Annotated in this window: 29 protein-coding genes and 1 pseudogene; 26 read left to right on the top strand and 4 right to left on the bottom strand. The window is 45.8% G+C overall.

Annotated elements, in window-relative coordinates; translation table 11 throughout:
- Positions 1-52: 52 nt before the first annotated feature.
- A complete protein-coding gene (locus tag MHH52_RS20880; protein WP_340004275.1) occupies positions 53-982 on the top strand; it encodes a patatin-like phospholipase family protein in 930 nt (309 codons plus the stop codon).
- Positions 983-1,087: 105 nt separating this feature from the next.
- On the opposite strand, the gene MHH52_RS20875 is transcribed toward MHH52_RS20880, so the two are convergent.
- Together MHH52_RS20875 and MHH52_RS20870 are read right to left on the bottom strand one after the other, a co-directional pair.
- Positions 1,088-1,429, bottom strand: a complete 342-nt coding sequence (locus tag MHH52_RS20875) for a hypothetical protein (protein ID WP_313638794.1) — start codon at positions 1,427-1,429, stop codon at positions 1,088-1,090.
- A gap of 7 nt (positions 1,430-1,436) precedes the next feature.
- Positions 1,437-2,435: a DUF1385 domain-containing protein gene (locus MHH52_RS20870; protein ID WP_340004274.1), complete on the bottom strand. Its 999-nt coding sequence runs from the start codon at positions 2,433-2,435 to the stop codon at positions 1,437-1,439.
- A 156-nt stretch (positions 2,436-2,591) separates the two neighbouring features.
- On the opposite strand from MHH52_RS20870, the gene MHH52_RS20865 reads away from it, so the two are divergent.
- The 3 genes from MHH52_RS20865 to efp all read left to right on the top strand — a co-directional run bounded on the left by MHH52_RS20865 (position 2,592) and on the right by efp (position 4,833).
- Entirely contained in the window at positions 2,592-3,083 is a 492-nt protein-coding gene (locus MHH52_RS20865) for a YqhR family membrane protein (RefSeq protein WP_340004273.1), read from the top strand.
- 74 nt (positions 3,084-3,157) lie between these two features.
- Entirely contained in the window at positions 3,158-4,228 is a 1,071-nt protein-coding gene (locus MHH52_RS20860; protein ID WP_340004272.1) for a Xaa-Pro peptidase family protein, read from the top strand.
- A 47-nt stretch (positions 4,229-4,275) separates the two neighbouring features.
- Positions 4,276-4,833, top strand: a complete 558-nt coding sequence (efp, locus tag MHH52_RS20855; protein ID WP_339319696.1) for an elongation factor P — start codon at positions 4,276-4,278, stop codon at positions 4,831-4,833.
- 166 nt (positions 4,834-4,999) lie between these two features.
- On the opposite strand, the pseudogene MHH52_RS20850 reads toward efp, so the two are convergent.
- Positions 5,000-6,368, bottom strand: a pseudogene (locus tag MHH52_RS20850) (IS1182 family transposase).
- Positions 6,369-6,810: 442 nt separating this feature from the next.
- On the opposite strand from MHH52_RS20850, the gene MHH52_RS20845 reads away from it, so the two are divergent.
- The 3 genes from MHH52_RS20845 to MHH52_RS20835 all read left to right on the top strand — a co-directional run bounded on the left by MHH52_RS20845 (position 6,811) and on the right by MHH52_RS20835 (position 9,276).
- The gene (locus MHH52_RS20845) at positions 6,811-7,359 is read left to right on the top strand and encodes a dihydrofolate reductase family protein (protein WP_340004271.1); all 549 of its coding nucleotides are present in this window, start codon (positions 6,811-6,813) and stop codon (positions 7,357-7,359) included.
- Positions 7,360-7,553: 194 nt separating this feature from the next.
- A complete protein-coding gene (locus MHH52_RS20840) occupies positions 7,554-8,807 on the top strand; it encodes an aspartate kinase (RefSeq protein ID WP_313641870.1) in 1,254 nt (417 codons plus the stop codon).
- Between the two features lie 124 nt (positions 8,808-8,931).
- Positions 8,932-9,276 carry a hypothetical protein gene (locus MHH52_RS20835; RefSeq protein ID WP_340004270.1) on the top strand — a complete coding sequence of 115 codons (345 nt, stop codon included), beginning with the start codon at positions 8,932-8,934 and terminating at the stop codon, positions 9,274-9,276.
- 77 nt (positions 9,277-9,353) lie between these two features.
- On the opposite strand, the gene MHH52_RS20830 is transcribed toward MHH52_RS20835, so the two are convergent.
- Positions 9,354-10,220 carry a YitT family protein gene (locus MHH52_RS20830; protein ID WP_313641868.1) on the bottom strand — a complete coding sequence of 289 codons (867 nt, stop codon included), beginning with the start codon at positions 10,218-10,220 and terminating at the stop codon, positions 9,354-9,356.
- Positions 10,221-10,542: 322 nt separating this feature from the next.
- Between MHH52_RS20830 and MHH52_RS20825 the strand changes: the two genes are divergently transcribed.
- From MHH52_RS20825 to MHH52_RS20735, 19 genes are all read left to right on the top strand, one after another.
- A complete protein-coding gene (locus tag MHH52_RS20825; protein WP_313641872.1) occupies positions 10,543-10,785 on the top strand; it encodes a YqhV family protein in 243 nt (80 codons plus the stop codon).
- A gap of 82 nt (positions 10,786-10,867) precedes the next feature.
- Complete coding sequence (spoIIIAA, locus tag MHH52_RS20820) at positions 10,868-11,869, top strand: stage III sporulation protein AA (RefSeq protein ID WP_313641867.1); 1,002 nt, start codon at positions 10,868-10,870, stop codon at positions 11,867-11,869.
- Positions 11,862-12,380, top strand: coding sequence for a stage III sporulation protein SpoIIIAB (gene spoIIIAB / locus MHH52_RS20815; RefSeq protein WP_060622567.1), 519 nt, complete (start codon positions 11,862-11,864; stop codon positions 12,378-12,380). Before spoIIIAA ends, spoIIIAB begins: the two co-directional genes overlap by 8 nt.
- 13 nt (positions 12,381-12,393) lie before the next feature.
- Positions 12,394-12,597 (top strand): stage III sporulation protein AC, encoded by a 204-nt coding sequence (spoIIIAC, locus tag MHH52_RS20810; protein WP_036682849.1) that lies wholly within the window; start codon positions 12,394-12,396, stop codon positions 12,595-12,597.
- A gap of 7 nt (positions 12,598-12,604) precedes the next feature.
- Positions 12,605-12,994: a stage III sporulation protein AD gene (spoIIIAD, locus tag MHH52_RS20805; RefSeq protein WP_042129828.1), complete on the top strand. Its 390-nt coding sequence runs from the start codon at positions 12,605-12,607 to the stop codon at positions 12,992-12,994.
- 42 nt (positions 12,995-13,036) lie between these two features.
- Positions 13,037-14,278, top strand: a complete 1,242-nt coding sequence (gene spoIIIAE / locus MHH52_RS20800) for a stage III sporulation protein AE (RefSeq protein ID WP_313641866.1) — start codon at positions 13,037-13,039, stop codon at positions 14,276-14,278.
- A gap of 34 nt (positions 14,279-14,312) precedes the next feature.
- Complete coding sequence (gene spoIIIAF / locus MHH52_RS20795) at positions 14,313-15,074, top strand: stage III sporulation protein AF (protein ID WP_313641865.1); 762 nt, start codon at positions 14,313-14,315, stop codon at positions 15,072-15,074.
- A 40-nt stretch (positions 15,075-15,114) separates the two neighbouring features.
- Positions 15,115-15,756 carry a stage III sporulation protein AG gene (gene spoIIIAG / locus MHH52_RS20790; protein WP_340004269.1) on the top strand — a complete coding sequence of 214 codons (642 nt, stop codon included), beginning with the start codon at positions 15,115-15,117 and terminating at the stop codon, positions 15,754-15,756.
- Positions 15,757-15,823: 67 nt separating this feature from the next.
- A complete protein-coding gene (locus MHH52_RS20785) occupies positions 15,824-16,723 on the top strand; it encodes a SpoIIIAH-like family protein (protein WP_313641116.1) in 900 nt (299 codons plus the stop codon).
- 147 nt (positions 16,724-16,870) lie between these two features.
- On the top strand, positions 16,871-17,380 hold the full coding sequence (gene accB, locus MHH52_RS20780; RefSeq protein WP_340004268.1) for an acetyl-CoA carboxylase biotin carboxyl carrier protein: 510 nt from the start codon (positions 16,871-16,873) through the stop codon (positions 17,378-17,380).
- A gap of 54 nt (positions 17,381-17,434) precedes the next feature.
- A complete protein-coding gene (gene accC / locus MHH52_RS20775) occupies positions 17,435-18,778 on the top strand; it encodes an acetyl-CoA carboxylase biotin carboxylase subunit (RefSeq protein WP_313641114.1) in 1,344 nt (447 codons plus the stop codon).
- Between the two features lie 114 nt (positions 18,779-18,892).
- The gene (locus tag MHH52_RS20770; protein WP_042132343.1) at positions 18,893-19,309 is read left to right on the top strand and encodes an Asp23/Gls24 family envelope stress response protein; all 417 of its coding nucleotides are present in this window, start codon (positions 18,893-18,895) and stop codon (positions 19,307-19,309) included.
- 74 nt (positions 19,310-19,383) lie between these two features.
- Positions 19,384-19,923, top strand: coding sequence for an alkaline shock response membrane anchor protein AmaP (amaP, locus tag MHH52_RS20765; protein ID WP_313641113.1), 540 nt, complete (start codon positions 19,384-19,386; stop codon positions 19,921-19,923).
- Between the two features lie 15 nt (positions 19,924-19,938).
- Positions 19,939-20,172: a DUF2273 domain-containing protein gene (locus MHH52_RS20760; protein ID WP_313641112.1), complete on the top strand. Its 234-nt coding sequence runs from the start codon at positions 19,939-19,941 to the stop codon at positions 20,170-20,172.
- Positions 20,173-20,461: 289 nt separating this feature from the next.
- Positions 20,462-20,914, top strand: a complete 453-nt coding sequence (gene nusB / locus MHH52_RS20755; protein ID WP_313641111.1) for a transcription antitermination factor NusB — start codon at positions 20,462-20,464, stop codon at positions 20,912-20,914.
- A 38-nt stretch (positions 20,915-20,952) separates the two neighbouring features.
- Complete coding sequence (folD, locus tag MHH52_RS20750; RefSeq protein WP_340004267.1) at positions 20,953-21,810, top strand: bifunctional methylenetetrahydrofolate dehydrogenase/methenyltetrahydrofolate cyclohydrolase FolD; 858 nt, start codon at positions 20,953-20,955, stop codon at positions 21,808-21,810.
- Between the two features lie 11 nt (positions 21,811-21,821).
- On the top strand, positions 21,822-23,201 hold the full coding sequence (xseA, locus tag MHH52_RS20745; protein WP_340004266.1) for an exodeoxyribonuclease VII large subunit: 1,380 nt from the start codon (positions 21,822-21,824) through the stop codon (positions 23,199-23,201).
- Positions 23,179-23,436, top strand: a complete 258-nt coding sequence (gene xseB, locus MHH52_RS20740; protein WP_042129807.1) for an exodeoxyribonuclease VII small subunit — start codon at positions 23,179-23,181, stop codon at positions 23,434-23,436. The genes xseA and xseB overlap by 23 nt, the downstream gene beginning before the upstream one ends.
- Complete coding sequence (locus tag MHH52_RS20735) at positions 23,423-24,370, top strand: farnesyl diphosphate synthase (protein ID WP_313641109.1); 948 nt, start codon at positions 23,423-23,425, stop codon at positions 24,368-24,370. Before xseB ends, MHH52_RS20735 begins: the two co-directional genes overlap by 14 nt.
- Positions 24,371-24,427: the final 57 nt, after the last annotated feature.

Here is a 24,427-nt window from a genome sequence, read left to right as displayed (position 1 = left end):
CCGTGCTCATAGATAAGCAATAGAATCTATGGGAAACGGGGGATTTGTGTGTATGGAGATTAACGCAGTATTTGAAGGGGGAGGCGTAAAGGGAATTTCCCTCGCGGGAGCAGTTGAAGCTACTGAAAGAGCGGGCTGGACGTTTAAAAGGGTAGCAGGCACCTCCTCAGGTTCGATTGTAGCCACCTTACTAGCTGCGGGTTATGAAGGGGAGGAGATGAGCCGGATGATTCAAGACACGTCCTTTTCATCGTTTCTGAAGCGGGCCCCCATCTATAGCACTGCCATTGTAGGTCCCGCGCTGCGTGTGATGTTGAAGAAGGGATTATATTCTGGAGAAGCCTTGGAGTCCTGGGTAAGAACACTATTGCTGAAAAAAGGAATCGTCACCTTCCGTGATCTGCCTTCCGGCAAACTATCTATCATCGCATCCGATATCACAAATGGAAGGATATTGGTCTTGCCAGATGGCTTGGCTCAGTATGGGATCTCTCCAGAGCATTTTGAAGTAGCCAAGGCTGTGCGAATGAGCTGCAGCATTCCTTATTTTTTTGATCCAGTCATGCTAAGACTAAATGGGCAAGCCGCTAGAGGGAAATCTTTTACAGAGCAGTTTGTGTATGTTGTGGACGGTGGGCTCTTGAGTAATTTCCCTTTGTGGATATTTGACGGGAAAGGTGAGGGGAGTAAACAACCAGGGAGCAGAATTCCTACGGTAGGTTATCAAACGGTAGGTAAGACCAATCCGCAGCCACACAGAATTAGAGGACCGTTCAGTATGCTGCAGGCTATGGTAACCACGATGCTCTCTGCTCATGATGAGCGATATATTGAAGGGGATAAATTTGTTCGCACGGTAAAAATTCCTACCCTAGGTATTGGTACGACTCAGTTTGAAATTACGAAAGCGCAAAGCGATGAATTGTATGCAGCCGGAATAAAGGCAGGGGAAGATTTCTTTAAGGAGTGGCGGCCAAGATAACGAGCACAATTCAAAAAAACATGAGAAAAAAAGCATCCCACACGTTACTTATAACGTGGAGATGCTTTTTTGGCGATGACGACAACGTCGTTTCTTCTTGTTTAGTTAGTGATACTTCGGAAGCTGATCGTCATTTTTCCCTTTACTTCCTTCGATCACTTGGAAAGGATAGCTTTTGCGTTTGCCTGGAGCAGCTTGAGTCTTGCGAATTCCTGCTACCTTTGACATGGTCTTCTGGGAAGGCTTCACTTTAACCTTAGATCCACTGCTACTGTGAGCATATTTTCCTGGCCCCATTTTTTTGTAAGCATAATAAATGATCGCGAACAGTACTAAGGGGAGAATCAGCTTCGACAGCGTATAGAAGGGTGCAGTCAAGACTCCAATCACAAAACCGAAAATCGCAAGCGTAACCGCAATCCAAAAAATTAAAGCATGCCTGATCATAGATCACTCATCCTTTCGCAGGATCCAATATGCCGCTTGACACACTTGCCTCCGTATATCCTCTTGCTTCAATCGCAGCATCAAGCTCACGCATACGGTTAAAAGAGGCAATAGATACTTCTACCTGATCGTCTTTTGGCTCTTTGGTCGTAAGGAGTTGCAGCCACAATCCTGGGTAACCCAGATATTTAAGGCCTGGAACATCTCTTACAGCATTGGTTCCCTTCAGAACTTCAAACGATACGCCAATTACGACTGGCAACAAGATAATCCGTTGGATGACACGTTCCCAAAGATCATCCCATGGCACTACGGAGTAAATGATCACGCCGAGGATAATCGTTAGCATCATAAAGCTGCTTCCGCAGCGGTAATGCAGACGGCTGTATTTCTGAACGTTCTGAACAGTCAGTTCTTCGCCTGCTTCAAAGGCGCTAATGACTTTGTGTTCGGCACCGTGATACTGGAACAGTCGCTTGATCACAGGTGTTTGAGAAATCGCCCATAAATAGACCAGCAAGAGAATCATCTTGATGCCGCCTTCTATGAGGTTGTGCAGTACGTAGTTATCAAATACATTTTTAAATAAAAAATCCTCTACAAAAACCGGAACAAGCGTAAAAATGAGCTTTCCGAATAAAAAGGATAGAATACCCATAACAGCAACACCAAAAATCATTCCAAGGCTCCAGCCTTCATCCTTTTTCTTCGGCTTTGATTTTTCCTTCTCCAGATCTTCTGGTTCCAATTCATCTTCAGCGTAGGATTCGGCCGAATAATTCAAGTGCTTAGAGCCTTTAGCGCTGGCATCTATAATACTGACAAGGCCGCGAAGCAGCGGAATCTTGCGCAGTTTCGTGACCCAGCTCTTATCTCTTTTTGGTACCTCCAAAAATGTGATTTCCTGATTCTTTCGTCGTACGGCTGTTACATTGATATGCTTGCCGCCGAACATGACACCTTCAATGACGGCTTGGCCGCCGTAACTGGGAGTTTCCTGGGACAACCAATTCACCTTCTCGTATTTAATATGATTTATATAATACATTGTAACTAATTTTTGAAGACATTACTAGTTGGATCGCCTTTTGCTGTACATACTATCTTCTAGAGAGAGCGAGAGATAATTCGGCATTGAAAATAAAGAAAGCGAGGCAATTTTATGAGCAAATCTCATCAACAACAATCGGGGCATACAAATATGTGGCTTTTTGCACTCGAATTAGGTTTTTTTGCAGGATTGATTTGGGGAGGGCTTCATTGGCTAGTCTATTGGTTCAGTTTTACCAAAGTCAGCCCTGGCTTTATCGCAGAGCCTTTTTTCAAACATGAGTTTTTGACAACAGCGCTCGGACATTTCGTGGGATATATGATGTTTATCGTATTTTCAGTGATCGCATCTTTGCTGTATGTACTTCTTCTGCGCAAGCTGAAGGGACCCTGGCCAGGGCTGGTCTATGGCGTCTTATGGTGGTCGGTTATATTTATTCCTGGCTCTCAGATGTTTCTTATGCAGCCTCCGTTCAAGCTACCGTGGAACACGGTCATTAGTGAGTTCTGCATTTTTTTACTCTGGGGAATGTTCATTGGGTACACAGCGGCGCTCGAGTATACCGACGAACGAAAGCGTGAGCAAAGTACAGCGCTTGCCTAACGGCTCGAAAAAACTTCTCAAGGGGATAACCCTATGTTAAAATACAATGTGGCTATTTCGAGAGGAGAATGAAAATGGGTAACAAGCGTGTCTCCAAGCTACGTAAGGTTTTGCAGGATCAAGGATTGGATGCAATGTTGATAACCAGCGGTTATAACCGCCGCTATTTAAGTGGATTTACCGGATCGTCCGGTTATGTATTGGTGACAAGTGATGATTGTTATCTGCTGACTGACTTCAGGTATATGACACAGGCTGCGGACCAAGCAGTGGGGGTTAAAGTTGTAGAACACGCAACTAAGTTCATTGATACAGTACGCGAGCTTCTGCCTTCTGGTGGAGAGGTACGTATCGGTTTCGAACAGGATGATGTTTCATTCAGCGCGTACACCTCATATGCAGAAGCACTTAAGCCGGCAGTGTTAATTCCAATTTCCAAAGCCGTGGAAGACCTCCGTATGTTCAAGGATGAAGAAGAGCTTGCCGTTATGCAACGTGCAGCAGATCTGGCCGATGCTACATTCAGTCATATTCTGAACGTGATCAAACCGGGCATGACTGAGCGTGATGTTGATCTGGAAATGGAATTTTATATGCGTACCCATGGTGCAACTTCTTCATCGTTTGATACGATTGTTGCTTCAGGCGAACGTTCATCCATGCCACACGGTGTAGCAAGCAGCCGTGTAATTCAAGGAAATGAATTCATTACCCTTGATTTCGGTGCATTACTTGATGGCTATTGCTCAGATGTGACAAGAACCATTGCACTCGGAGCACCGGATCCGAAGCTGAAAGAGATCTATGATATTGTGCTGGAAGCTCAGCTACATACGTTAGCACATATCAAACCGGGTATGACCGGACGGGAATGTGATGCCTTGGCACGTGATATCATTGCTAGCTACGGATATGGTGAACAATTTGGACACAGCACAGGTCATGGACTTGGAATGGAAGTTCATGAGTGGCCGCGTTTGTCCAAACTTAGTGACGATATTATGCAGCCGGGGATGGTCGTAACTGTGGAGCCTGGTATCTATTTGCCGGGAATTGGCGGAGTACGTATTGAAGACGACATTGTGATCACGGAGAGCGGAATATCGCTGCTGACCCATTCGTCCAAAGAATATACAGTACTGTAAGTAAGCGGGATGTATTAGATTAATTATGAATTTTGGAGGGATTTTTAGTGATTTCAGTAAATGATTTTAAAACAGGTTTGACCGTAGAGGTAGAAGGAGATATTTTTACCGTTATTGATTTTCAACACGTTAAGCCAGGTAAAGGCGCAGCATTTGTTCGTTCCAAGCTTAAGAACTTGCGTAACGGTAATACAGTAGAGCGTACATTCCGTGCAGGTGAAACGATTGGCCGTGCCATTATCGAGAACCGCGGTGTACAATATCTGTATGCAAGTGGATCGGACCATGTATTCATGGATAACGAAACTTATGACCAATTCGAATTGTCTGAAAAGCAACTGGAATGGGAATTGAATTTCCTTAAAGAAAACATGACTGTTAACATTGTTAGCTACAAAGGTGAGATTCTCGGAATCAATCTTCCTACAAGCGTAGAGTTGAAGGTTGTTGAAACTGAGCCCGGCGTTAAAGGAAACACGGCTCAAGGTGCTACGAAATCGGCCAAGCTTGAAACCGGTCATAGTGTTCAGGTTCCATTGTTCATCAACGAAGAAGACGTATTGCTCATTGATACTCGTGAAGGTAAATATATCTCCCGCGCGTAGGCAGCATAACAATAACCTTACTTTAACAAAACAGCCTCCCCGTTTTTAGAGGCCACTGAAAAACGTGTGTTTTAAGAATCTGTAAAATGAGCTTAAACAGCTAAAGGCGAATTCCCCTCCATTCTGAGTGAGAATTCGCCTTTATTTTATGTATTCCTCATGCTCTTTACTTTAATAGCGTCAATATTCTTTTGAGATTTACTGCAAATATAGCCATTGCTCCTTGCATGTGCATGCCGACGAGACCTGAGGAAGATGCCACATCATACCCATGTCTGTGTTTTAGTTCACTATTCTTTGCTTCAATTTTATAACGTTCTCTTGCCTGCTCACTATGCTCCGTGGATTTGATGCTCACTGAATAGGTTTTTGATTGTGCGCCCTCTTTATAACATCCTTCTTTGTAGGGGCATTGCTTACACTTATCGATATCAAAATAATAAGTATCCTTTTGATTTTTTCCTACATTCTTTGTCCCCGTACGTGCCCTACGAATTGCCATATGCCCTGCTTTACAAACGTACATCCCTGCATCTTTATTAAACTCAAATTCATCTTCTTTTTTACGAGTACCCTGAGTAATCTGCGGATGTAATTTGGATATGAGTTGCAATTCATTTTGTTTGGCATACTGAATATTTTCTTTCTCAGAATAGGCTGTGTCGCCAATGACTGTATCGATATCCATGCCCGTTTTGCGACTTTTTTCGATTAGTATTTGGAGTTGTTTCCCATCACTTTTTTCACCTGTTGTAACTACGGCAGCTGTAATAATACGTTCTTCATTCATTGCAATATGTGTTTTATAGCCAAAAAAAGAAGAGTCGGCTGTTTTGTGACCCACACGTGCATCTGGATCATTAGAAAATTGAAGGTGCTCCACGTGATCTTCTACGATTTCCTTTAAGTAGTTCAACTTTTCCTTTACCTTTGGATATTCGCGGATACTTTCTTCTTTTTCCACGGCGTCAATTACTTTTTGGCAATAGTCCAGTTCATCCACTAATTCGTTTGTCGTTGTTTTTGGCGGGAATTTATCTTTCATGTTTTCATTGATTTGATAAACGGCCTTGCGCAACAGCTTAGACTTCTCCATCAATATTTCTTTGGGTGATTGCTGATTGAATCGTGATTTCGTGTGGGTAGCATCCACAATAATTGCGCGGCTCTTAATGATTTCTTTTTCCAATGCAATTTCCACCGTTTTTTGAATCAGCATGTCGAGCAGGTTCACATCTTTCAACCGAAGTTTACGAAACTTCGTGAGTGAACTAGGATTGATGACCTCGTCTTCAGGCGCCATATCTAAGAAGTATTTGAGCGACATGTCATATTTAGAACGTTCTACGATATCCACATCGGATAAATCGAAAATCGATTTTAGTAATAAATACTTGAACATACTGTAATTCTTCATGAACAAAAGAAAAATCTACGAGGTCATTTATTTGTCGTAGCATATTATCTTTAGGTACGACGATATCGTAAATCGCCATAAATGGACTGAGGTTAAGGGATTGTTGGTTTGAAATCATCCGAGTCACCACCTGAAATTAATACAATCATTATACAGCAAAACAGGACACCCATCCTCGAAAAGATCGAGGATGGGTGTCCTGGAATGGAGTTTTCATGGGCCTCCAAAAGGCACCTTTATAACTTGAACTTAAAAACATTAGAGGGTCGTAGCGAAGGGGGAATTTGGAACTGGAGGAGCGATAGCGACCGCCTTTGTCTCCGGATTTTAACCGCTAACAGCGGTACAATTCAGGAAATTCTTACGACAACAGCGGCCGGAAGTCCAAATATTCTCCGTAGTTACGACTGACTCCTTAAATGTATGATCTAGAAAGAACTTTTTCAGTGGCCTCCGTTTTTACGGTGGAGGTTTTTGGTATATGAAAAGGAATGGATGAAGAATAGTCAAAGTGTGGAATGTTATATTTACGAAGTGAGGTATTATAAGGAGGCATGAAAATGAGAAAATTAATCATATCTGAGTTCGTATCCCTTGATGGTGTTATGGAAAATCCACAATGGACTTTCAATTTCGGCAGTCAAGAACAGGAACAGTTCAAATTTGATGAACTGAAAGCGAGCGATGCCCTATTACTCGGACGTACAACCTACGAAAGTTTTGCTGAAGCTTGGCCTAATATGGTTGAACAAACTGGAGAGTACGGCGAAATGATGAATGGATACGCTAAATACGTAGTTTCCTCTACATTGGAAGAAACTACATGGAATAATTCAAGTGTGATCAAGGGTGATCTTGCTAAGGAAGTGTCCAAGCTCAAGCAGCAGCCAGGCAGAAATATTCTCGTTTTTGGAAGCTGTACGCTTGCTCAGAGTCTGATACAGCTTGGCCTTGTCGACGAATACCAGCTTTTAGTCTTCCCAATTGTGCTTGGTAGCGGCAAGCGTCTGTTTGAAAATGTTGGAGGCGAGAAGGTGCTGGAGCTTGTAGAATCCAAGACATTCAGCTCTGGCGTTATGGCCCTTACCTATCGAGCAACCTCACATTAAAATACTGGAAGATGCGTAAGATAAGGTCAGCTGAAGTATTGAGGCTGACCTTATCTTTTTATATCCAGCTGGGAGATTTATTAATTTTTTTGTGAAACCATTAACGCATGGCACTATTTTCGTATTATACTGGTTTAAAGCGGGAAACCGATTAGAAGCAACTACATAGACCGATATAGGGAGTGAATGGGACTTTGTCACTTTATGTTATGAAATTCGGAGGCAGCTCCGTCGGCGACACTGAACGCATGAAACGCGTCGCCAAGCGCATCGCAGACAAGCAAGATGAGGGACATCGCTGCGTTGTGGTTGTATCTGCAATGGGGGATACAACAGATGATTTGATCGATACGGCGAAGCAATTAAACGGGCAGCCGCCTGCACGTGAAATGGATATGTTGATGACGACAGGTGAACAAATCTCCGTCGCCCTATTGTCCATTGCACTTCATGGAATCGGGCGGAATGCAGTTTCTTATACAGGATGGCAGGCTGGATTCCGCACTGACGAAACTCACGGCAGAGCTCGTATCAATGAAATTGACCCACGTCGTGTATTAGCGTCTTTGGAACGTGAACAGATCGTGATCGTTGCAGGTTTTCAGGGGATGACTGTGGATGGTGAGATCACCACATTAGGTCGTGGAGGTTCGGACACGACAGCCGTAGCATTGGCTGCTGCTATTCAAGCAGACGTATGCGAGATCTATACCGACGTAGATGGTATCTATTCCACAGATCCACGTATCGTGAAGACAGCACGTAAGCTGAAGGAAATATCTTACGATGAAATGCTAGAGCTAGCCAATCTGGGAGCAGCTGTACTACATCCACGTGCAGTGGAATACGCTAAGCGTCATCAAGTTAAGCTGGTCGTAAGATCGAGCTTTAATCATAATGAAGGTACCGTTGTGAAGGAGGAAGCAAACATGGAGCAGGGAGTCGTAGTTAGTGGTATTGCTTATGATAAGAATGTAGCACGTGTCAGTATTCTAGGAGTTCCTGATGTACCAGGTGTACTCGCTCAGGTCTTCGGCAAACTGGCTGAAGAAGGCGTTAACGTAGATATCATTGTACAAAGTGGTGTACAGAATGAGCAGGCTGACTTCTCATTTACAGTTTCTCTTGATGAACTGGATCGTGCAAAGGAAGTTATTAAACAAATTCATAAAACCTTGCCTTACCGTGAAGTTACATCCGAGGATAACCTGGTGAAGGTATCCATCGTTGGCGCGGGTATGGTCAGCCATCCAGGTGTTGCGGCTCAAATGTTCGATGTACTCTCCCAAGAGGGTGTAAGCATCAAGATGGTCAGCACATCAGAGATTAAGGTTTCTTGCGTAATAGAATCTGGTGATTTGCCATCAATCATTCAGGCGCTTCATACCGCCTACAATCTGGATACAACAGAGCAGGCTTTCGTCGGAGGTCCTAAGGATCGCCGATAAGAGCTGTTGAGTAAGAGAGAGGGATGTCCTAAAGCCATTTGGCTGCGGGTCATCCCCTTTTTTTGCCTTACAAACCGAGTTTGTTGCGGTATTCCTGCGGCGTTATGCCGTAATATTTCTTGCAATGAGCAAGCTGGCAAACGGTGGTACGCCTGAAACACCGTATGAGATTGCAACGGCTGCCGTTCGTAAACCTGAGAATATCGAAGCTATGAAGATCGTCATGGAACAGAAGGATACTCGTATGAAGAATTACTTCCAAGGACCTCTGACCGAAACCATGAAATCCAAAAATGAGTTATTGAAGAAACTGGTACTCCAAACATACTCCAAGATCATTTATGGTCAATCTCCTATTGAAGAGTTCGACACGATGGTGGCCAACTGGAAGAAATCTGGAGGTGATCAAATTACTAAGGAAGTGAATGACTGGTATATTTCCGCTACTAAAAATAAGCGAATATCATAGCTTATATATGAAAAGGAACGCTGCAGATTTGAATGCAGCGTTCCTTTTTTACTTATAAGGATGTAAGTCCCTCGTATTTATCCCAAACGTTTGAACCTGCCCTGAATCTCTACAGTCTCCACAACATTGACGAAGGAACTTGGGTCCGCCTCAAGTATGGTCCTCCGCAGATCTGCAAGCTCATAACGAGTCGTTACCGTCATTAGCATGGTATTTCCCTCATGACTGTATCCACCCTCTGCATTGACGACTGTGATACCGTGTGGCAGCTGTGTAAGACGATTAAGCATCTTTTCTCTTTCTTTCGTAACAATGAAGCAGGTCAGCTTCACATGGCGAATATGGATCATATCGACTACTCTACTCTTCACGAAAATACAGAGCATAGCGTACAAGGCGGAGTCCCAGCTTTTAAAGAAGCCTAAACTCAGAATAACCATTCCATCCATTAAGAACATTATATTCCCCATCGGAATATCCCGCTTACGTGAAATAATCGAGCCTAATATATCAAATCCCCCGGAAGAGCCCCCGGTACGGAGAGAAAAACCAACTCCGCCAGCAATAATTACCCCGCCGAAAATACTTGCCAGAATCGGGTCCTTGGTCAATTGCACCGCAGGAATAATAGTCATGAACCAGGTGGTGGCTACTACTGAAAGCATGCTTAGAAAAATATATTTTTTCCCCACCGCAATAAATCCCCAGACAATTAAAGGAAGATTTATCACAAAATAAAGCTTGGAGATGTACTTTGGATCCGTTAAATAACCGATGACGGAAGCCACCCCTGCTACCCCACCGCTCAGAAGCTGATGAGGAATTAGAAATAATCGCATCCCACTTGCAATTAAAAAGGCTGAAAAAATAATGATAGCTACTTCCTTAAGTGGTTTGACTACGGTCCGCATGTTGGTCGGTAACCCGTAACTTCGAACTTGCATGACACAAATCCCCTCTTTTTCTTATGTCTTTATAGTCTGCTCTTTTTGAAAATATAAAACCACTATATTTCCAATTAACAAGGATACCACAGATGGAAGTGTTCGTAAAAAATTAATTTATCGTACTGATTATATTTATTTATATAGGGGTGCACTATGAATTCTTTCACAGTGGGACTTGCAATTCTGTCATTTCTTCTTGTCTAAAGTGAGTAATTATCGCATATCCATGGATAAGAGAAAGACAAACAAGCCTTAGATACCATTTGGTGTGAATTTGTAAAGTTAGGAGTTGAGTGGATTGGACAAGTATGTAAGTTGGATGGCGATTCTTCGGCTGTTCTCGGGGAGTGCGGAGATTATAGCTGCGCTGATTATGTTGCGGTTGAATCAGGTAGATAAGGCGCTCGCAGTCAATTCTGGACTGGCTTTGGTAGGCCCAACGATCTTGATATTGACGACAGCTATCGGCTTAACAGGGATGGCTCAGCAGTTGTCTTGGAGCAAACTGGGTTGGGTCGGTTGCGGTGTAGCCTTTCTCTTAATCGGGATTCTAAAAAAATGATAGATGATAGGCATATTGAGCGAGTACAAGCATAAATATGGAATAAAGCAATTAGATAGAGGACAACTTGGGGGTACTTTGTATGGCAGATGATTGGTTGCAATTGTTTCCTGAAAAAGTAAGAGCACTATTAAAGTGCCTTCCCCTTCCGCTACTTGGAATGGTGGAAGAGATTCGGGTCCGTGAAGGTCGTCCGCTGGAGATTAACTATTCAGGTAAATATCACTTTCTTAGAGCAAATGGCAGCGTAACGCAAAGGCCTGAAGAAGCCTATAGGCCGGATCGGGAGGACACTCATAGACTGCTAGATCTGATCAGCAACCATTCACTATATACGATGGAAGAAGAGCTGAGAAAGGGGTTTATAACGATTCCCGGCGGCCATCGAATAGGACTTGCTGGTCGGACGGTGCTAAGTGGTGGTGGTGTGGAACATCTACGCGACATAACTAGCTTCAATGTCCGTATAGCTCGTGAGGTCCCCGGTGTCGCGGATAAAGTGCTACCTTATCTGCTGGACAAGGGGAGGCAGCGAATGATGCACACCTTGATCCTCTCGCCTCCACAGCACGGGAAGACAACACTTCTTCGCGATATCGCAAGACAAATCTCCTTAGGAGATTTGGGGAAGCGTGAAGGCGGAAGACCCGGTTTGAAGGTGGGAATTGTCGATGAACGTTCCGAGATTGCCGGAAGCAGGCGCGGAATTCCCGCCTTTGATGTCGGTCCGCGTACAGATATCCTCGACGGTTGTCCCAAAGCAGAAGGCATGATGATGATGATTCGTTCCTTGTCACCTGATGTATTGATCGCTGATGAGATTGGTCGTCCTGAAGACGCTGAAGCAGTCACCGAAGCGCTGCATGCTGGAATATCAGTCGTTGCTTCGGCTCACGGTAAAGAAGTAATAGAACTGGCTCGTAGGCCTGGGCTTGGCGGGCTATTGGAACAAAAGATGTTCGAGAGATACGTTATTCTGCATCGCTCAGAAGCGGGCCTCTCCTTTCGTATTCTGGATGGACAAAAACGAGGATTGCTCCTTATCTCTCCCGGGGAACGATTAGGTGGTGATTTACATGCTTAAGCTATTCGGTGCCGTGCTGATTGTGCTGGCAGGCACGCTGGCAGGGCTCCAATTTGCAAAACAATATGCAGACAGGCCCAGACATATCAGAGGCTTAATAGCAGCGCTACAGCGGCTGGAAACAGAAATTATGTACGGCTTTACCCCATTGCCTGAAGCTATGCGGCGTATTGGAATTCAGTCTAAGGAACCGCTCAAAACGTTGTTTGTTAAAACAGCTGAGGAGATGAGCCCACCCCATGACCGAAGCGCCCAGGATGCCATCCAGAGGGCTATGGAGGCGCATTGGAAGTCTACCGCATTGAAGGGGACAGAAAAAGAGATTCTCCGCCAGCTCAGTTGTACTCTCGGCACAAGCGATAGGTCCAATCAGAGCACTCATATCGCGCTAGCATTGCAGCAATTGAAGCAGGAGGAGTCGGTGGCCAGAGAGGATCAAGGCAAATATGAAAAATTGAGTAAAAGCCTGGGTCTGCTGCTTGGAGCATTGATCGTCATTTTGATCTTTTAGCGAGGTGCCAGGAATGAATATTGAAGTCAATGCGATTTTTCAAATTGCCGGCATTGGCATAATTATCGCCATGATACACACGGTGCTTAAACAGATGGGGAAAGAAGATTTTGCACATTGGGTCACCGTGATCGGGTTCGTCGTCGTGTTATTTATGGTTATTCGAATGCTGGACGGACTGTTGCAGGAAATAAAAACGATCTTTCTTTTCCAATAGGCGTGCTATGGAGATCATTCAAGTTGTTGGAATAGGGCTGATATCGACCATATTGATTCTCGTGCTGAAGGAACAAAAGCCGATGTTCGCCTTTCTCCTCGCTACTGCCACTGGGATTCTGATCTTCCTGTTTCTAATCGGCAAGATTGGAATGATACTTTCCACACTGGAGCGGGTGGCAGAGTCATCGGGGATGGAAATGATCTATTTGAAGACCGTGTTCAAAATCATCGGAATTTCATATATCGCTGAATTTGGAGCACAGATCGTGCGTGATGCAGGACAGGAATCGATTGCTTCCAAAATAGAGCTCGCTGGAAAAGTCCTGATTATGGTACTAGCTGTACCCATTATTAGCATCATTATTGAAACGGTCATGAAGCTGCTACCTGCTTAAAGCAATTGAAGAAAGCTAAGCAACGATTAGGGAGGAGAAGTTATGCAAGAGTGCATTGTTTTTCGTCCTCCAAAATTAAAAATAATACTGCTGCTGCTCCCATGCTTCTTCATTCTATGGTTTGCAGGTACAGCTCAGGTGGCCATAGCTTCTCCAGCAACTCCAGCACCTGGATCGGGGAACTCCTCCCCAGTAGACCAGTGGGTCAAGGGTCAGGTGAACAATCTGCCAACAGATAAGGTGGAGTCGTACTGGGATCAACTGATGAAGGATTACGGAGGTTTTTTTCCAGACGGGGCAACACCTTCACTTATGGACATGCTGCTTCCAGGGGATAAGGGACTCAGCCTGCAAAGTGTATTATCTGGGCTTCTAGGCTTTATGTGGCATGAGGTGCTATACAACGGAAGGCTGCTGGTCACGATTGTTATGGTCAGTGTGCTCAGCATGATACTGGAGACGCTACAAACCGCTTTTGAGCGAAAAACGGTCAGCAAGGTGGCTTATACGCTCTGTTATATGGTAGTGCTCGTTATTGCCGTGAACAGCTTCAATATCGCTATAGGTTATGCGAAGGATGCTATCGACCGGATGATTGATTTTATGATGGCCATGATTCCGCTGCTATTCGCGTTACTGGCTTCCATGGGGAACATCGTTACTGTCTCGGTCACACATCCGCTAATTGTTTTTATGATTCATACAGTTGGCACCCTGATCCACACCATTGTCTTTCCACTATTATTCTTCTCGGCGGTGCTACACCTCGTAAGTGCGTTGTCGGAGAAATACAAGCTGACCCAGTTGGCGAATCTGCTAAGAAATATCGGGGCTGGATTGCTAGGAGTACTGCTAACTGTGTTCCTTGGAGTGATTTCAGTCAGGGGGATAACGAGTTCGGTGACAGATGGAGTTACCATTCGGGCCGCTAAATATATCACAGGCAACTTTGTTCCGGTCATCGGAAAAATGTTCGCGGATGCTACAGACACAGTAATCTCAGCTTCGCTTCTGGTGAAGAACGCCATTGGGCTATCCGGTGTCATTATAATTTTGTTCCTTTGTGCTTTTCCAGCGATCAAAATCCTGGTGCTTGCTCTGATCTACAATGTAGCGGCTGCTGTGATGCAGCCGCTAGGAGAGACGCCGATTGTAGTCTGCCTTCAGACGATTGGAAAAAGCATGGTGTACGTTTTCGCAGCTTTGGCAGCTGTATCGTTAATGTTTTTTATGGCCGTCACGATCATGCTAACCGCTGGCAATTTAACTGTCATGATGAGGTGAACTTGATCCTTTTAATTGGTTAAGGAGGGAAACAATGAGCTGGTTGGGCGATTGGCTGCGAGAGATCATACTTGTCGTGCTACTAGCGTCATTCATTGAGTTGCTCCTTCCGAGTAAATCCATGGAACGTTATGCGAGGCTGGTGCTTAGCCTCCTGATTCTACTTACCATGCTTAGCCCAATCGTTTCTCTCCTTAAAGGTGACGCAATATCCGAGCTGAGTATAGCCATGGGGCGGCAGGAGAAAGAGGGGGGCTTGTTCACTGGAGGAGGAAAGGGAGATACCACATTAGAAAAGATTCTGGCTGATGGGCAAAAGCTTGCACAGGGGCGTCAGGATCAAAGTCTAAAGCTGGCGGCAGAAGAGGTTGCTGAACAGATGAGGGAACAGATCATCAGCGAGACTGGCAAACGAGGGGTTAATGTCACCGTAACGCTCGGCATGGGGAAATCCGGCGGAACTGGTAACGAAGACATCCCTGTCATCTCAGCAGTGAAGGTCTCAATGTCCACAGCAACAGCTAATACCACAGGTGCTCCCGGAACTTCCAGTGCAGCGGCTGCTCCGCCGATTGCTATCACTCCTGTAGAGCCTGTAGAAGTTAAAATCGGTGCTAATCCAGAGAATGGATCGGTATCTGTAGATGAACTCAAGGCAGTGAACGGAAGTGTAGCAGAAGACAACACATCTTCAAGTGAAATGGAATCCATCGTAAAGCTGTTGGAACAAAAATGGGATTTGGATCCCAATGTGATCCATGTTGATGGCAGCGGTGAGAATAACGTCAAATTATGAGTCTGTAGCTTCTAAACTAACAATTTTAGGAGGGATAGGAGTGAGCAATTGGCTGAAAAAGCTGGAGCAATGGGCTGGTGGCGGGGCTGGCAGTCCGAAGAGAAGCCATACTTTTCGCTGGCTGATCATTCTGGGTCTGCTGGGCGCAGCGATTATGCTGTTCAATTCCTTCGTCAATGTGAAGAAGATTGATAACGAGAATACGGGGCGTGAGCCGCCGCTGAATCAGTCCTCCCAAACAGCGCTAGTGCAGAGTGATCCTGGAGCGACTAACTCGTTCGAGAGTATTGAACTGACACTAGAGAACCGGACGAAGGAAATTTTGGAGAAAATCGTTGGCGTTGGTACCGTAGATATCATGGTCACCGTGGAGTCTACGGAAGAAATTGTCGTGGTGCGTAATATGAACGACTCCCAGCAGCTTAGTGAAGAGACGGACGCCAGTGGTGGTAAACGTCATACGACACAATATACGAGGGATGGCGAAATCGTAACCTACTCGCAATCGGGAGACGAGACGCCAATTGTAACGAAGCGGATCAAACCTCAGGTACGCGGTGTACTAGTTGTTGCCAAAGGGGCAGAAAACAAAGTTGTTCGAGGACTCATTGAGCAGGCTATCGAAAAAGGCTTGAATGTCCCCATTCAGCGCATCTCGGTAGTGCCGCGCAAGCAAGAGTAGCATCAGCAATTCTATAAGTGAATGCTTCCGAAGCAGCCATTAGATTAAATTTTAGGAGGAATATGAAATGAACGGAAAAAGACAAACAATATGGTTGGTTTCTATGCTTAGTTTGATGGTTGTCCTCTCGGCATACTATTTATTCACGGAAGACTCAGGTGCTTCGATTCCAAAAGATACAGCAGGGACAATGCAGGTGGATTCCTTGAAAAAAGACACAGCAAACGCAGCATTACCAACGGTTGGCGACAAAGGGATCGTTGTAAATGAAGTAGTCAATCAAGGTGAAGTTGTTGCTGATGGAGGAGTCGTAGATAAAGATAGCGGCACCACTGCTACTGACGATAGTGCAGCTACCGCAACTACTGATGACAGTGCAACTACAGCAGTTAAGGATGATAGCGGAAAAGGTACAGCAAACAGTGGCAACTCAGAGAAAGCTACGACTGACACCGCTGCGAAAGACAACAGTAAAACTTCCGATAAGGCGGCTAAAGATACAGCAACTAAAGATACAGCAGCTAAAGATACAGCGACTAATACAACAACCAAAACCCCTGCTAAGAATGACAAAGAAATCTTGGATGAAGTAGCTTCACAAAGCGTATCGGCGAGCAGCATGTTTACTAACTACCTGTATGAACGCGAGCAAAAGAATCTAAAGAGCCAACGAGACTTGCTCACCTTGATCAATGATATGGAAAAGACACCTGCTGATAACGCGGTCGCTCAAGAACAGCTCCTTAACCTGGAAGAAAAAGAATCCAAAATTACGGGTATCGAAGAACAGCTTCAACAAAAATATGGTGAAGCCATCGTGAAGGAAGAAGCTGGTGACAGCTATAAAGTGGTCGTGCTCAGCGACAAGCTGGATGTGAAACAAGCGGTTAGCATTGTTGATCTCGTGATGAAAGAACTGAGTGTGTCTCAGGATAAAGTTAGTGTTCAATACGTTTCTGAGAAATAATTAGACGTGAAATTATAGGGAAAATGACGAAAGAGCTCGGGTTCCCCCGGGCTCTTTCCATTTCTAGCGTTTGTGATATAATACATAAAGTTATCTTGTCCGCTTAAGAAGTGGCTTCGAGAGAAAGCTGAAGGAGTGAACTGATGTATGTTCAAGTTGAGCGAAATTAAGGAATTAATTAAATTGCTGGACCAGACCTCCTCTGTACATGAGTTGGAGATCGAAAGCGAAGGAATGAAGCTTGCAATTCGCAAACCGGATCGCCCTGAAGCTGATGGAACAGCAGTACAGGCGACTCCTTATAATGCCTATCCCTTTACGCCTGCCCCGCAGCCGCAGAGCGTGCAGCAAGTGTCCTTTCCAGTAATCAGCGAGGTTCCTCCAGCGCAGCAGCCACAAGCCGCAGCAGAAGGCAAACTTCATAAAATTGTATCTCCAATGGTGGGAACTTTTTATAGTGCCGCTTCTCCGGAAATGCCATCGTTCGTTAATGTTGGAGACCGTGTTGGTGAGAAAACAACGGTATGTATTATCGAAGCGATGAAACTGATGAATGAGCTGGAAGCGGAGATTAAAGGTGAAATCGTGTCTGTACTGGCTGAGAATGGTCAGCTTGTAGAATACGGTCAACCGCTATTCCTGGTTAAACCGGAATAAATACCGCAGATTACTTAAGGAGCGGAAGCTTCGCAAAACTTTGGGAGGAAACGCATGAACATTCAAAAAGTGTTGATTGCCAACCGCGGCGAAATCGCGGTCCGCATTATTAGGGCCTGCCGAGAACTAGGCATTTCCACCGTCGCGGTCTATTCGGAACCCGACCGGGATTCACTGCATGTCCGGTTGGCTGATGAAGCTTACTGCATCGGTCCGATGCCGTCCAAGGACAGCTATCTGAACTTTACAAATATTATGAGTGTAGCCACCTTAACAGAATGTGATGCCATCCATCCTGGCTATGGATTTTTAGCTGAAAATGCAGATTTTGCAGAGATTTGTGAATCTTGCAATATTATCTTCATAGGGCCATCTCCAGATGCAATCAACCGTATGGGTGATAAGGCTGTGGCGAAGGAAACCATGAAGCTGGCTGGAGTTCCGATCATCCCGGGCTCAGATGGCCTTGTGGGCGATGTAGACGAAGCCGTCATGCTGGGCCGCGATATCGGATACCCGATTATTGTTAAAGCTACTGCAGGTGGCGGGGGCAAGGGCATTCGGATTGCTGAGGACGAGGAGTCATTGGTGAAGCAGATCACTGCTGCACAACAGGAAGCACAGAAGGCGTTCGGTAACGCTGGTGTATACCTGGAAAAGTACCTTACAGGCATGAAGCACGTAGAGATCCAGATTATTGCAGATAAGCATGGCAATGTAGTGCATTTAGGTGAACGCGACTGTTCCGTGCAGCGTCGTCGCCAGAAGCTGATTGAAGAGGCGCCTTGTGCTGTACTCACACCGGATATTCGTGAAGCGATGGGTAATGCTGCAGTTCGAGCAGCTCTTGCCGTAAATTATTCGGGAGCGGGAACGCTTGAATTCCTGCTTGGACCGGATGGACATTTCTACTTCATGGAGATGAATACTCGTATTCAGGTAGAGCATCCGGTAACAGAAATGGTTACGGGTGTGGATTTGATCAAGGAAATGATTTCGGTTGCAGAAGGAAATCCTTTGTCATTTACACAGGAAGATATCGTGATTAATGGCTGGTCGATTGAATGCCGTATCAATGCGGAAGATCCAGAGCGTAATTTTATGCCTTCACCAGGCAAGATTGGCTTTTATTTGCCACCTGGAGGTCTCGGTGTTCGTGTAGACAGTGCAGCGTACCCTGGTTATACGATTTCCCCTTTCTATGATTCTATGATTGCAAAGCTGATTGTATGGGCTCCTACACGTCAGGAAGCGGTTGCGAAGATGAAGCGCGCTTTGGCCGAATTTGCGGTGGAGGGAATACATACTACGATCCCATTCCATCAGAAACTGTTGGAGCATCCTGTATTTTTGGATGGTAATTTTGACATCAAGTTTCTGGAAGAGTATGAAATTTAGGACGACTTCGCTTTGTTTGTCATAAAGTTCGTCAAATGATATAGTATGTTTAATAAGAGACGTGCTTTACGCTTGAAATTATGAGAATCTTTGTTGAAAGGTGTGAAGTCTAAAATGAGTACATTGCCGACAGAATACGAACGGACAGAAATCGGTGAGATCCAGATTGCTCCTGAAGTGATCGAGGTTATTGCAGGTTTGGCGACCGTTGAGGTTAAAGGTGTAGCTGGCATGAGCGGCGGTTTCGCCGGAGGTATTGTTGAGCTTCTCGGACGTAAGAACTTGTCCAAAGGAGTTAAAGTAGAGGTTGGACAACGCGAAGCTGCGGTGGATGTTTCTGTAATCATTGAATATGGTAATCGTCTTCCTGAAGTGGCTGCTGAAATTCAGCGTAATGTTAAGCGTTCTATCGAGACTATGACTGGTCTAACTGTTGTGGAAGTGAATGTGCATATTCATGATGTACAATTCAAGAACAACAACACTGTAGACAAGAACGAGGAAGCTGAAACGGTTCTTCGCGTGAAATAACAGTCGTCGTTCTTCCATAAACCCCCGACAGCAAAGTCGAGGGTTTACTCTAATTTAAGGAGGTTATGAGACTCGTGGCAAAAATTTTGGACAGACTTTTGCTGTTTGTCTACAGCTTAAGTATCGGAATACTATCTGTTATTGCCATCCTCCTCTTGAGCGGTGCTATTCCTAAAACTTTGGAGATTGAGAATGGACCAGCAGCTTATATTACTGCAATTATAGTGGCAGTTGTCTTGTTCCTTCTGAGCATCCGATTTTTTTACATCTCTCTGCGTCGTGATCGCGCTTCTTTACCTTCTGTTGATCAGCGTACAGAGTATGGGGATATCCAGATTTCAGTGGAGACCATTGAGAATCTGAGTCTGAAGGCTGCCGGTAAAGTAAAGGGAATCAGAGATCTCAAGTCGCGTATTCGCGTTTCTCAGGCTGGCCTTGAAATTACAATTCGCGCAGTAGTGGATGGTGAACATTCATTGCCGCTACTAACCACAGAAGTGCAACGTCAGGTGCATGATTTTGTGCAGGAGACAACCGGTATTCCGGTTGCTGATGTGTCTGTATATATTGCTAACCTCACGCAGTCTCCAAGCTTCAAAAGTCGAGTGGAATAGAGGTGGATTTCCCTTATGTCTTGGAAAGAAGTATGGGAAAGTCACGGGGGTAGAATCGCCGGAGTGACTTTCGGCATTGTTCTAGGTTTGATATATTTAATTTGCGGTTTTTGGGATATGTTGTTCTTTGCACTGGTAGTGTTCATCGGATATACGTTCGGCAAAAGAAAGGATAACGCAGAGGCTCCCCTGTTTCAGTGGCAGGAGCTGATTACGCGTCTGTCCGGACGCTGGCGTCCCTTCAAGTGAACCGCGATAGTCTTTTTCCCGGAGCAGGAAGCCGTAAGTTTGTGTTGTCCATTGCCCCTGGAGGAAAGGCTTTGCGGTTTTTTTATTAAAAAGTTATCTTTAAAGGACGATAATCCTCTAGAGATTAGGGATAGAATTCAAAGGATTTGGGCTTAAAATAATTGTAGGCGATGCAATTAAAGTCCGAATGATTATCACACAATAGGTGTGAAGATAAATTTATAGTTGCCCGACGTTGTAAAAGTTTAAGTGAACATGTTAATGCGATATAAGATTTTAGGAGGAACACATGAAAAGACGTATAGCGAGAGAGATTATTGTCCAAAGCTTGTATCAGATGGAAATGAACGATGTAGAAAGCGCGGAAGCCGTAGAAATGCTACTTGAGGAAGCTTCAGAAGAGAATGAAACCGAACGTGTAATCACGGACGAAATTCAGCTCAAGCACTATGTGGTGGAGCATGTAAATGGTGTATGGGAACACAAAGTCGCGATTGACGATATGCTTGAACATTACTTGAAGGGCTGGCAAATGAGCCGTTTGTCACGTGTGGATCGTCAGATTTTACGTCTTGCGGCGTACGAAATGGTGTTCGCAAATGATGTTCCGGCGAAAGTGGCAGTGAATGAGGCCATAGATTTGGCCAAGCATTTTGGAACGGATGATTCTGGTAAGTTTGTAAACGGAGTTCTTGGCAAGATGATCCAAGAGATAGATACACTTAAAGCTGACCATTCTTAATTTTTTTATACAAAGTATATAAAAGGGGAGAGACTATCATGACAGCAGCAATCATCAGTGGTAAACAAGTATCTGAGGAAATTCGTATTAGTATTGCCCACGAGGTTGCTGAACTGGCGAAACGCGGCGTGAAGCCCGGTCTGGCAGTAATTCTAGTAGGTGAAGATCCAGGATCACAAGTTTATGTTCGCAACAAGGAGAAATCCTGTATCAGCCTTGGTTTCCATTCTGAAGTGCATAAACTGGATGAGTCTACTACTCAGGAAGAATTGCTGGCTCTCGTAGCGCAGCTTAATGGACGCGATGATATTGACGGGATTCTGGTTCAACTACCGTTGCCTAAGCATATTGAGGAAAAAGCTGTCATTGATGCAATCTCCGTGGAGAAAGACGTTGACGGCTTCCACCCTGTAAATGTAGGTAACCTAGTGATTGGTGCTGACAGTCTGCTTCCTTGTACACCTGCAGGTGTAATTGAACTGATCAAACGTACAGGAACAGGGATGGCAGGTAAACATGCCGTGGTCATTGGCCGCAGCAATATTGTAGGCAAGCCAGTATCTTTGTTACTGCAACGTGAGAATGCTACTGTAACGATGTGTCACTCGCGTACAGCTAATATGCAAGAGATTAGCCGTCAAGCGGATATTCTGGTCGTTGCGATCGGACGCGCGAATTTCATTGACGCTTCGTATGTGAAACCAGGTGCTGTTGTCATTGATGTGGGTATGAACCGTTTGGATAACGGTAAGCTCGCGGGTGACGTTGATTATGATAGTGCAAGAGAAGTTGCCGGATACATCACACCTGTTCCGGGTGGGGTTGGACCGATGACCATTACAATGCTAATGAGCAACACGCTGATTGCGGCTAAACGCCGTCACGGCTTGGAATAGGGGTAGGATTCATGGCGGCAGAGCGGCAGGTTTATTCGATAAAAGAACTCAACCGTTACATCCGCATGAAGCTAGACTCGGATACTTTACTTTCGGATGTATGGATTCGCGGAGAGATTTCCAACTTTACGCATCACGGTAGCGGTCATATGTATTTCACGCTAAAGGATGAGAGCAGCCGTATCAAGGCGATTATGTTCGCTTCTCATAATCAGCGCCTACCCTTTATTCCGAAGGAAGGTGCTCGGGTTATCGCTAGAGGTAATGTGACCGTATATGAACGGGACGGGCAGTACCAGTTCTATGCCACACATATGCAACCTGATGGAATTGGTAGTCTGTATTTAGCCTATGAGCAGCTGAAGAGCAAGCTTGAGCAAGAGGGGCTTTTTGCAGAAGCGCGTAAACGCTCCTTGCCTCGCTTTCCGCAGTGCATCGGAGTGATTACCTCACCGACTGGTGCAGCTGTGAGGGATATCGTGATTACACTCCAGCGGCGGTTTCCGCAGGTGGCTATTGTAATCTATCCCGTACTGGTACAAGGTAAAGGCGCCGCGCCTTCGATCGTGAAGGCGATTGGAGCGCTGAACCGCATGGGTGAGGCCGACGTGCTTATCGTCGGCCGCGGCGGCGGTTCGCTCGAGGAGCTGTGGGCGTTCAATGAGGAGGAAGTCGCGCGAGCGATATCGGCATCGAGGATTCCGGTCATCTCGGCCGTTGGCCACGAGACCGACTTCACGATTGCCGATTTCGCCGCCGACCTCCGCGCGGCTACGCCCACAGCGGCCGCTGAGCTGGCCGTGCCACACGCCGGCGAGCTTGCTGCGCAGCTTCGCCAACAGCAGCAGCGGCTGCGCCAGGCGCTGCAAAGACGCGCCCAGCGCGGACGCGAGCGTCACGCGGGGCTGGAACGCTCGCTGGCGCTGGCAGGCCCGCGCCGCTCGCTGATGCAACACACGCAGCGGCTGGACCAGCTGCGTGAGCGGCTCCATCGCTCTGCGGATGCACGGCTCAGCCGTTCCCGCGAGCGCAAAGCTGTGCTGCATCATAGTCTGCAGCGATTCCATCCGCACGGCAGTGTTGCCGCTGCGCGTCAGCGCACGGACAGTATGCGCCGTGAGCTGATGGGCGCCATGCTGGCTCGCCTGCAGGAGAAGCGATCTCGCTATGTAGCAGAGATTCGTCATCTGGATGCGCTAAGCCCTCTTAAAGTGATGTCGAGAGGCTACAGCTTAGTCTATGACGAGGCAGAAGAACATTTAATCAAATCGCTGACCTTAGTGCAGCTTGGCGATCTTGTAGTGATAAAGATGAATGACGGACAGCTGAACTGCCAGGTATGGGGAATGAAGGAGGATGGCAAAGACGATGACGAAGGAAGCGGAACTTGATTTTGAAGGCGCCATGGACCGGCTGGAGGAAATCGTACGTGAGCTTGAACACGGCGACGTTCCCCTTGAGAAGGCCATCGATTTATTTCAGCAAGGCATGAAGTTATCTCAGCTTTGCGGCAGCAAGCTTGAGCAGGTAGAGCGTAAGATCGAAATGATTACCCTAGAGGACGGAGAACTGCGTAAGAAGCCGTTTGGTGCACGTCTGGAAGGGGACGCCGATGACTCGCTTTGAGCATGATCTTGAGAGAAACTCTGAAGGAGAAACACTTCGGCAGCCGCTGGAGGATTACATCGCGATCTTAGGCGATCTAGTCTCACATGAACTAGAGGCAATTCTCCCCACGCAATGGAAGGTTCCAGAGAATTTGCAGCAAGCGATGAAGTATTCACTTATGGCTGGCGGCAAACGCCTCCGGCCACTGCTGGTGATTATCGCATGTGAGGCACTGGGAGGAAGTCGAGAGGCTGCCTTACCTGTCGCTGCTGCAGTTGAGATGGTACATACCTACTCGTTAATTCATGATGATTTACCTGCAATGGATAATGATGATTATCGGCGAGGAAAGCTGACAAATCATAAAGTCTTTGGGGAAGCGACAGCGATCCTAGCGGGTGATGCGCTTCTGACCCATGCATTTTACAGTGTGGTACAAGCCTCGCGTAAATTTGGAGTTCCAGCAGAAAGTGCACTATCCATCGTAGAGGATCTGGCGGAAATGGCAGGTCCACGCGGCATGGTCGGCGGTCAGATTGCAGATATGGAAGGCGAGCAGGGTCTAACCGATCATGCACAGCTGAAGTACATTCATCTGCATAAGACAGGGGATTTGATTATCTTTTCGCTTTTAGCTGGCGGCCGTATTGCAGGTGCTAACGAGCAGCAACTTGAAGCTTTACATGAATTTGGAACAGCCATTGGACTCGCTTTTCAGATCCAGGATGATATTCTAGATCTGGTTGGAGACGAAGGTAAACTTGGTAAAAAAACAGGCAGTGATGTCAAGCAGCATAAAGTAACCTATCCTTATTTTATTGGCCTCGAAGCATCGCGTGAAGAAGTGAAGCAACTTACAGAAAAAGCGCGTAATGCTGTGCTGAACGGCGGCTTTCACGACAACCAGCGCCTGCTGGAAATTGCAGATTATTTAATGGCACGTGATCACTAATTATGAACTTTCGAAACGGCTGTATTTCGACAGCCGTTTCGTTTGTGTTATAATGGG

This window comes from Paenibacillus sp. FSL K6-0276 (assembly GCF_037977235.1).
Classification (GTDB): Bacteria; Bacillota; Bacilli; order Paenibacillales; family Paenibacillaceae; genus Paenibacillus_AQ.
Note: the sequence above shows the minus strand (reverse complement) of the source record. Positions and strands in the feature narration are given on the sequence as shown.

Bases quoted from the DNA above. Each gene is read 5' to 3' on its own strand.
- MHH52_RS20880 (WP_340004275.1), top strand. From the start codon at position 53: ATGGAGATTAACGCAGTATTTGAAGGGGGAGGCGTAAAGGGAATTTCC.
- MHH52_RS20875 (WP_313638794.1), bottom strand. From the start codon at position 1,429: ATGATCAGGCATGCTTTAATTTTTTGGATTGCGGTTACGCTTGCGATT.
- MHH52_RS20865 (WP_340004273.1), top strand. From the start codon at position 2,592: ATGAGCAAATCTCATCAACAACAATCGGGGCATACAAATATGTGGCTT.
- MHH52_RS20860 (WP_340004272.1), top strand. From the start codon at position 3,158: ATGGGTAACAAGCGTGTCTCCAAGCTACGTAAGGTTTTGCAGGATCAA.
- MHH52_RS20845 (WP_340004271.1), top strand. From the start codon at position 6,811: ATGAGAAAATTAATCATATCTGAGTTCGTATCCCTTGATGGTGTTATG.
- MHH52_RS20835 (WP_340004270.1), top strand. From the start codon at position 8,932: ATGAGCAAGCTGGCAAACGGTGGTACGCCTGAAACACCGTATGAGATT.
- MHH52_RS20830 (WP_313641868.1), bottom strand. From the start codon at position 10,220: ATGCAAGTTCGAAGTTACGGGTTACCGACCAACATGCGGACCGTAGTC.
- MHH52_RS20825 (WP_313641872.1), top strand. From the start codon at position 10,543: ATGGCGATTCTTCGGCTGTTCTCGGGGAGTGCGGAGATTATAGCTGCG.
- spoIIIAA (WP_313641867.1), top strand. From the start codon at position 10,868: ATGGCAGATGATTGGTTGCAATTGTTTCCTGAAAAAGTAAGAGCACTA.
- spoIIIAB (WP_060622567.1), top strand. From the start codon at position 11,862: ATGCTTAAGCTATTCGGTGCCGTGCTGATTGTGCTGGCAGGCACGCTG.
- spoIIIAC (WP_036682849.1), top strand. From the start codon at position 12,394: ATGAATATTGAAGTCAATGCGATTTTTCAAATTGCCGGCATTGGCATA.
- spoIIIAD (WP_042129828.1), top strand. From the start codon at position 12,605: ATGGAGATCATTCAAGTTGTTGGAATAGGGCTGATATCGACCATATTG.
- spoIIIAE (WP_313641866.1), top strand. From the start codon at position 13,037: ATGCAAGAGTGCATTGTTTTTCGTCCTCCAAAATTAAAAATAATACTG.
- spoIIIAF (WP_313641865.1), top strand. From the start codon at position 14,313: ATGAGCTGGTTGGGCGATTGGCTGCGAGAGATCATACTTGTCGTGCTA.
- MHH52_RS20785 (WP_313641116.1), top strand. From the start codon at position 15,824: ATGAACGGAAAAAGACAAACAATATGGTTGGTTTCTATGCTTAGTTTG.
- accB (WP_340004268.1), top strand. From the start codon at position 16,871: ATGTTCAAGTTGAGCGAAATTAAGGAATTAATTAAATTGCTGGACCAG.
- accC (WP_313641114.1), top strand. From the start codon at position 17,435: ATGAACATTCAAAAAGTGTTGATTGCCAACCGCGGCGAAATCGCGGTC.
- MHH52_RS20770 (WP_042132343.1), top strand. From the start codon at position 18,893: ATGAGTACATTGCCGACAGAATACGAACGGACAGAAATCGGTGAGATC.
- MHH52_RS20760 (WP_313641112.1), top strand. From the start codon at position 19,939: ATGTCTTGGAAAGAAGTATGGGAAAGTCACGGGGGTAGAATCGCCGGA.
- nusB (WP_313641111.1), top strand. From the start codon at position 20,462: ATGAAAAGACGTATAGCGAGAGAGATTATTGTCCAAAGCTTGTATCAG.
- folD (WP_340004267.1), top strand. From the start codon at position 20,953: ATGACAGCAGCAATCATCAGTGGTAAACAAGTATCTGAGGAAATTCGT.
- xseA (WP_340004266.1), top strand. From the start codon at position 21,822: ATGGCGGCAGAGCGGCAGGTTTATTCGATAAAAGAACTCAACCGTTAC.
- xseB (WP_042129807.1), top strand. From the start codon at position 23,179: ATGACGAAGGAAGCGGAACTTGATTTTGAAGGCGCCATGGACCGGCTG.
- MHH52_RS20735 (WP_313641109.1), top strand. From the start codon at position 23,423: ATGACTCGCTTTGAGCATGATCTTGAGAGAAACTCTGAAGGAGAAACA.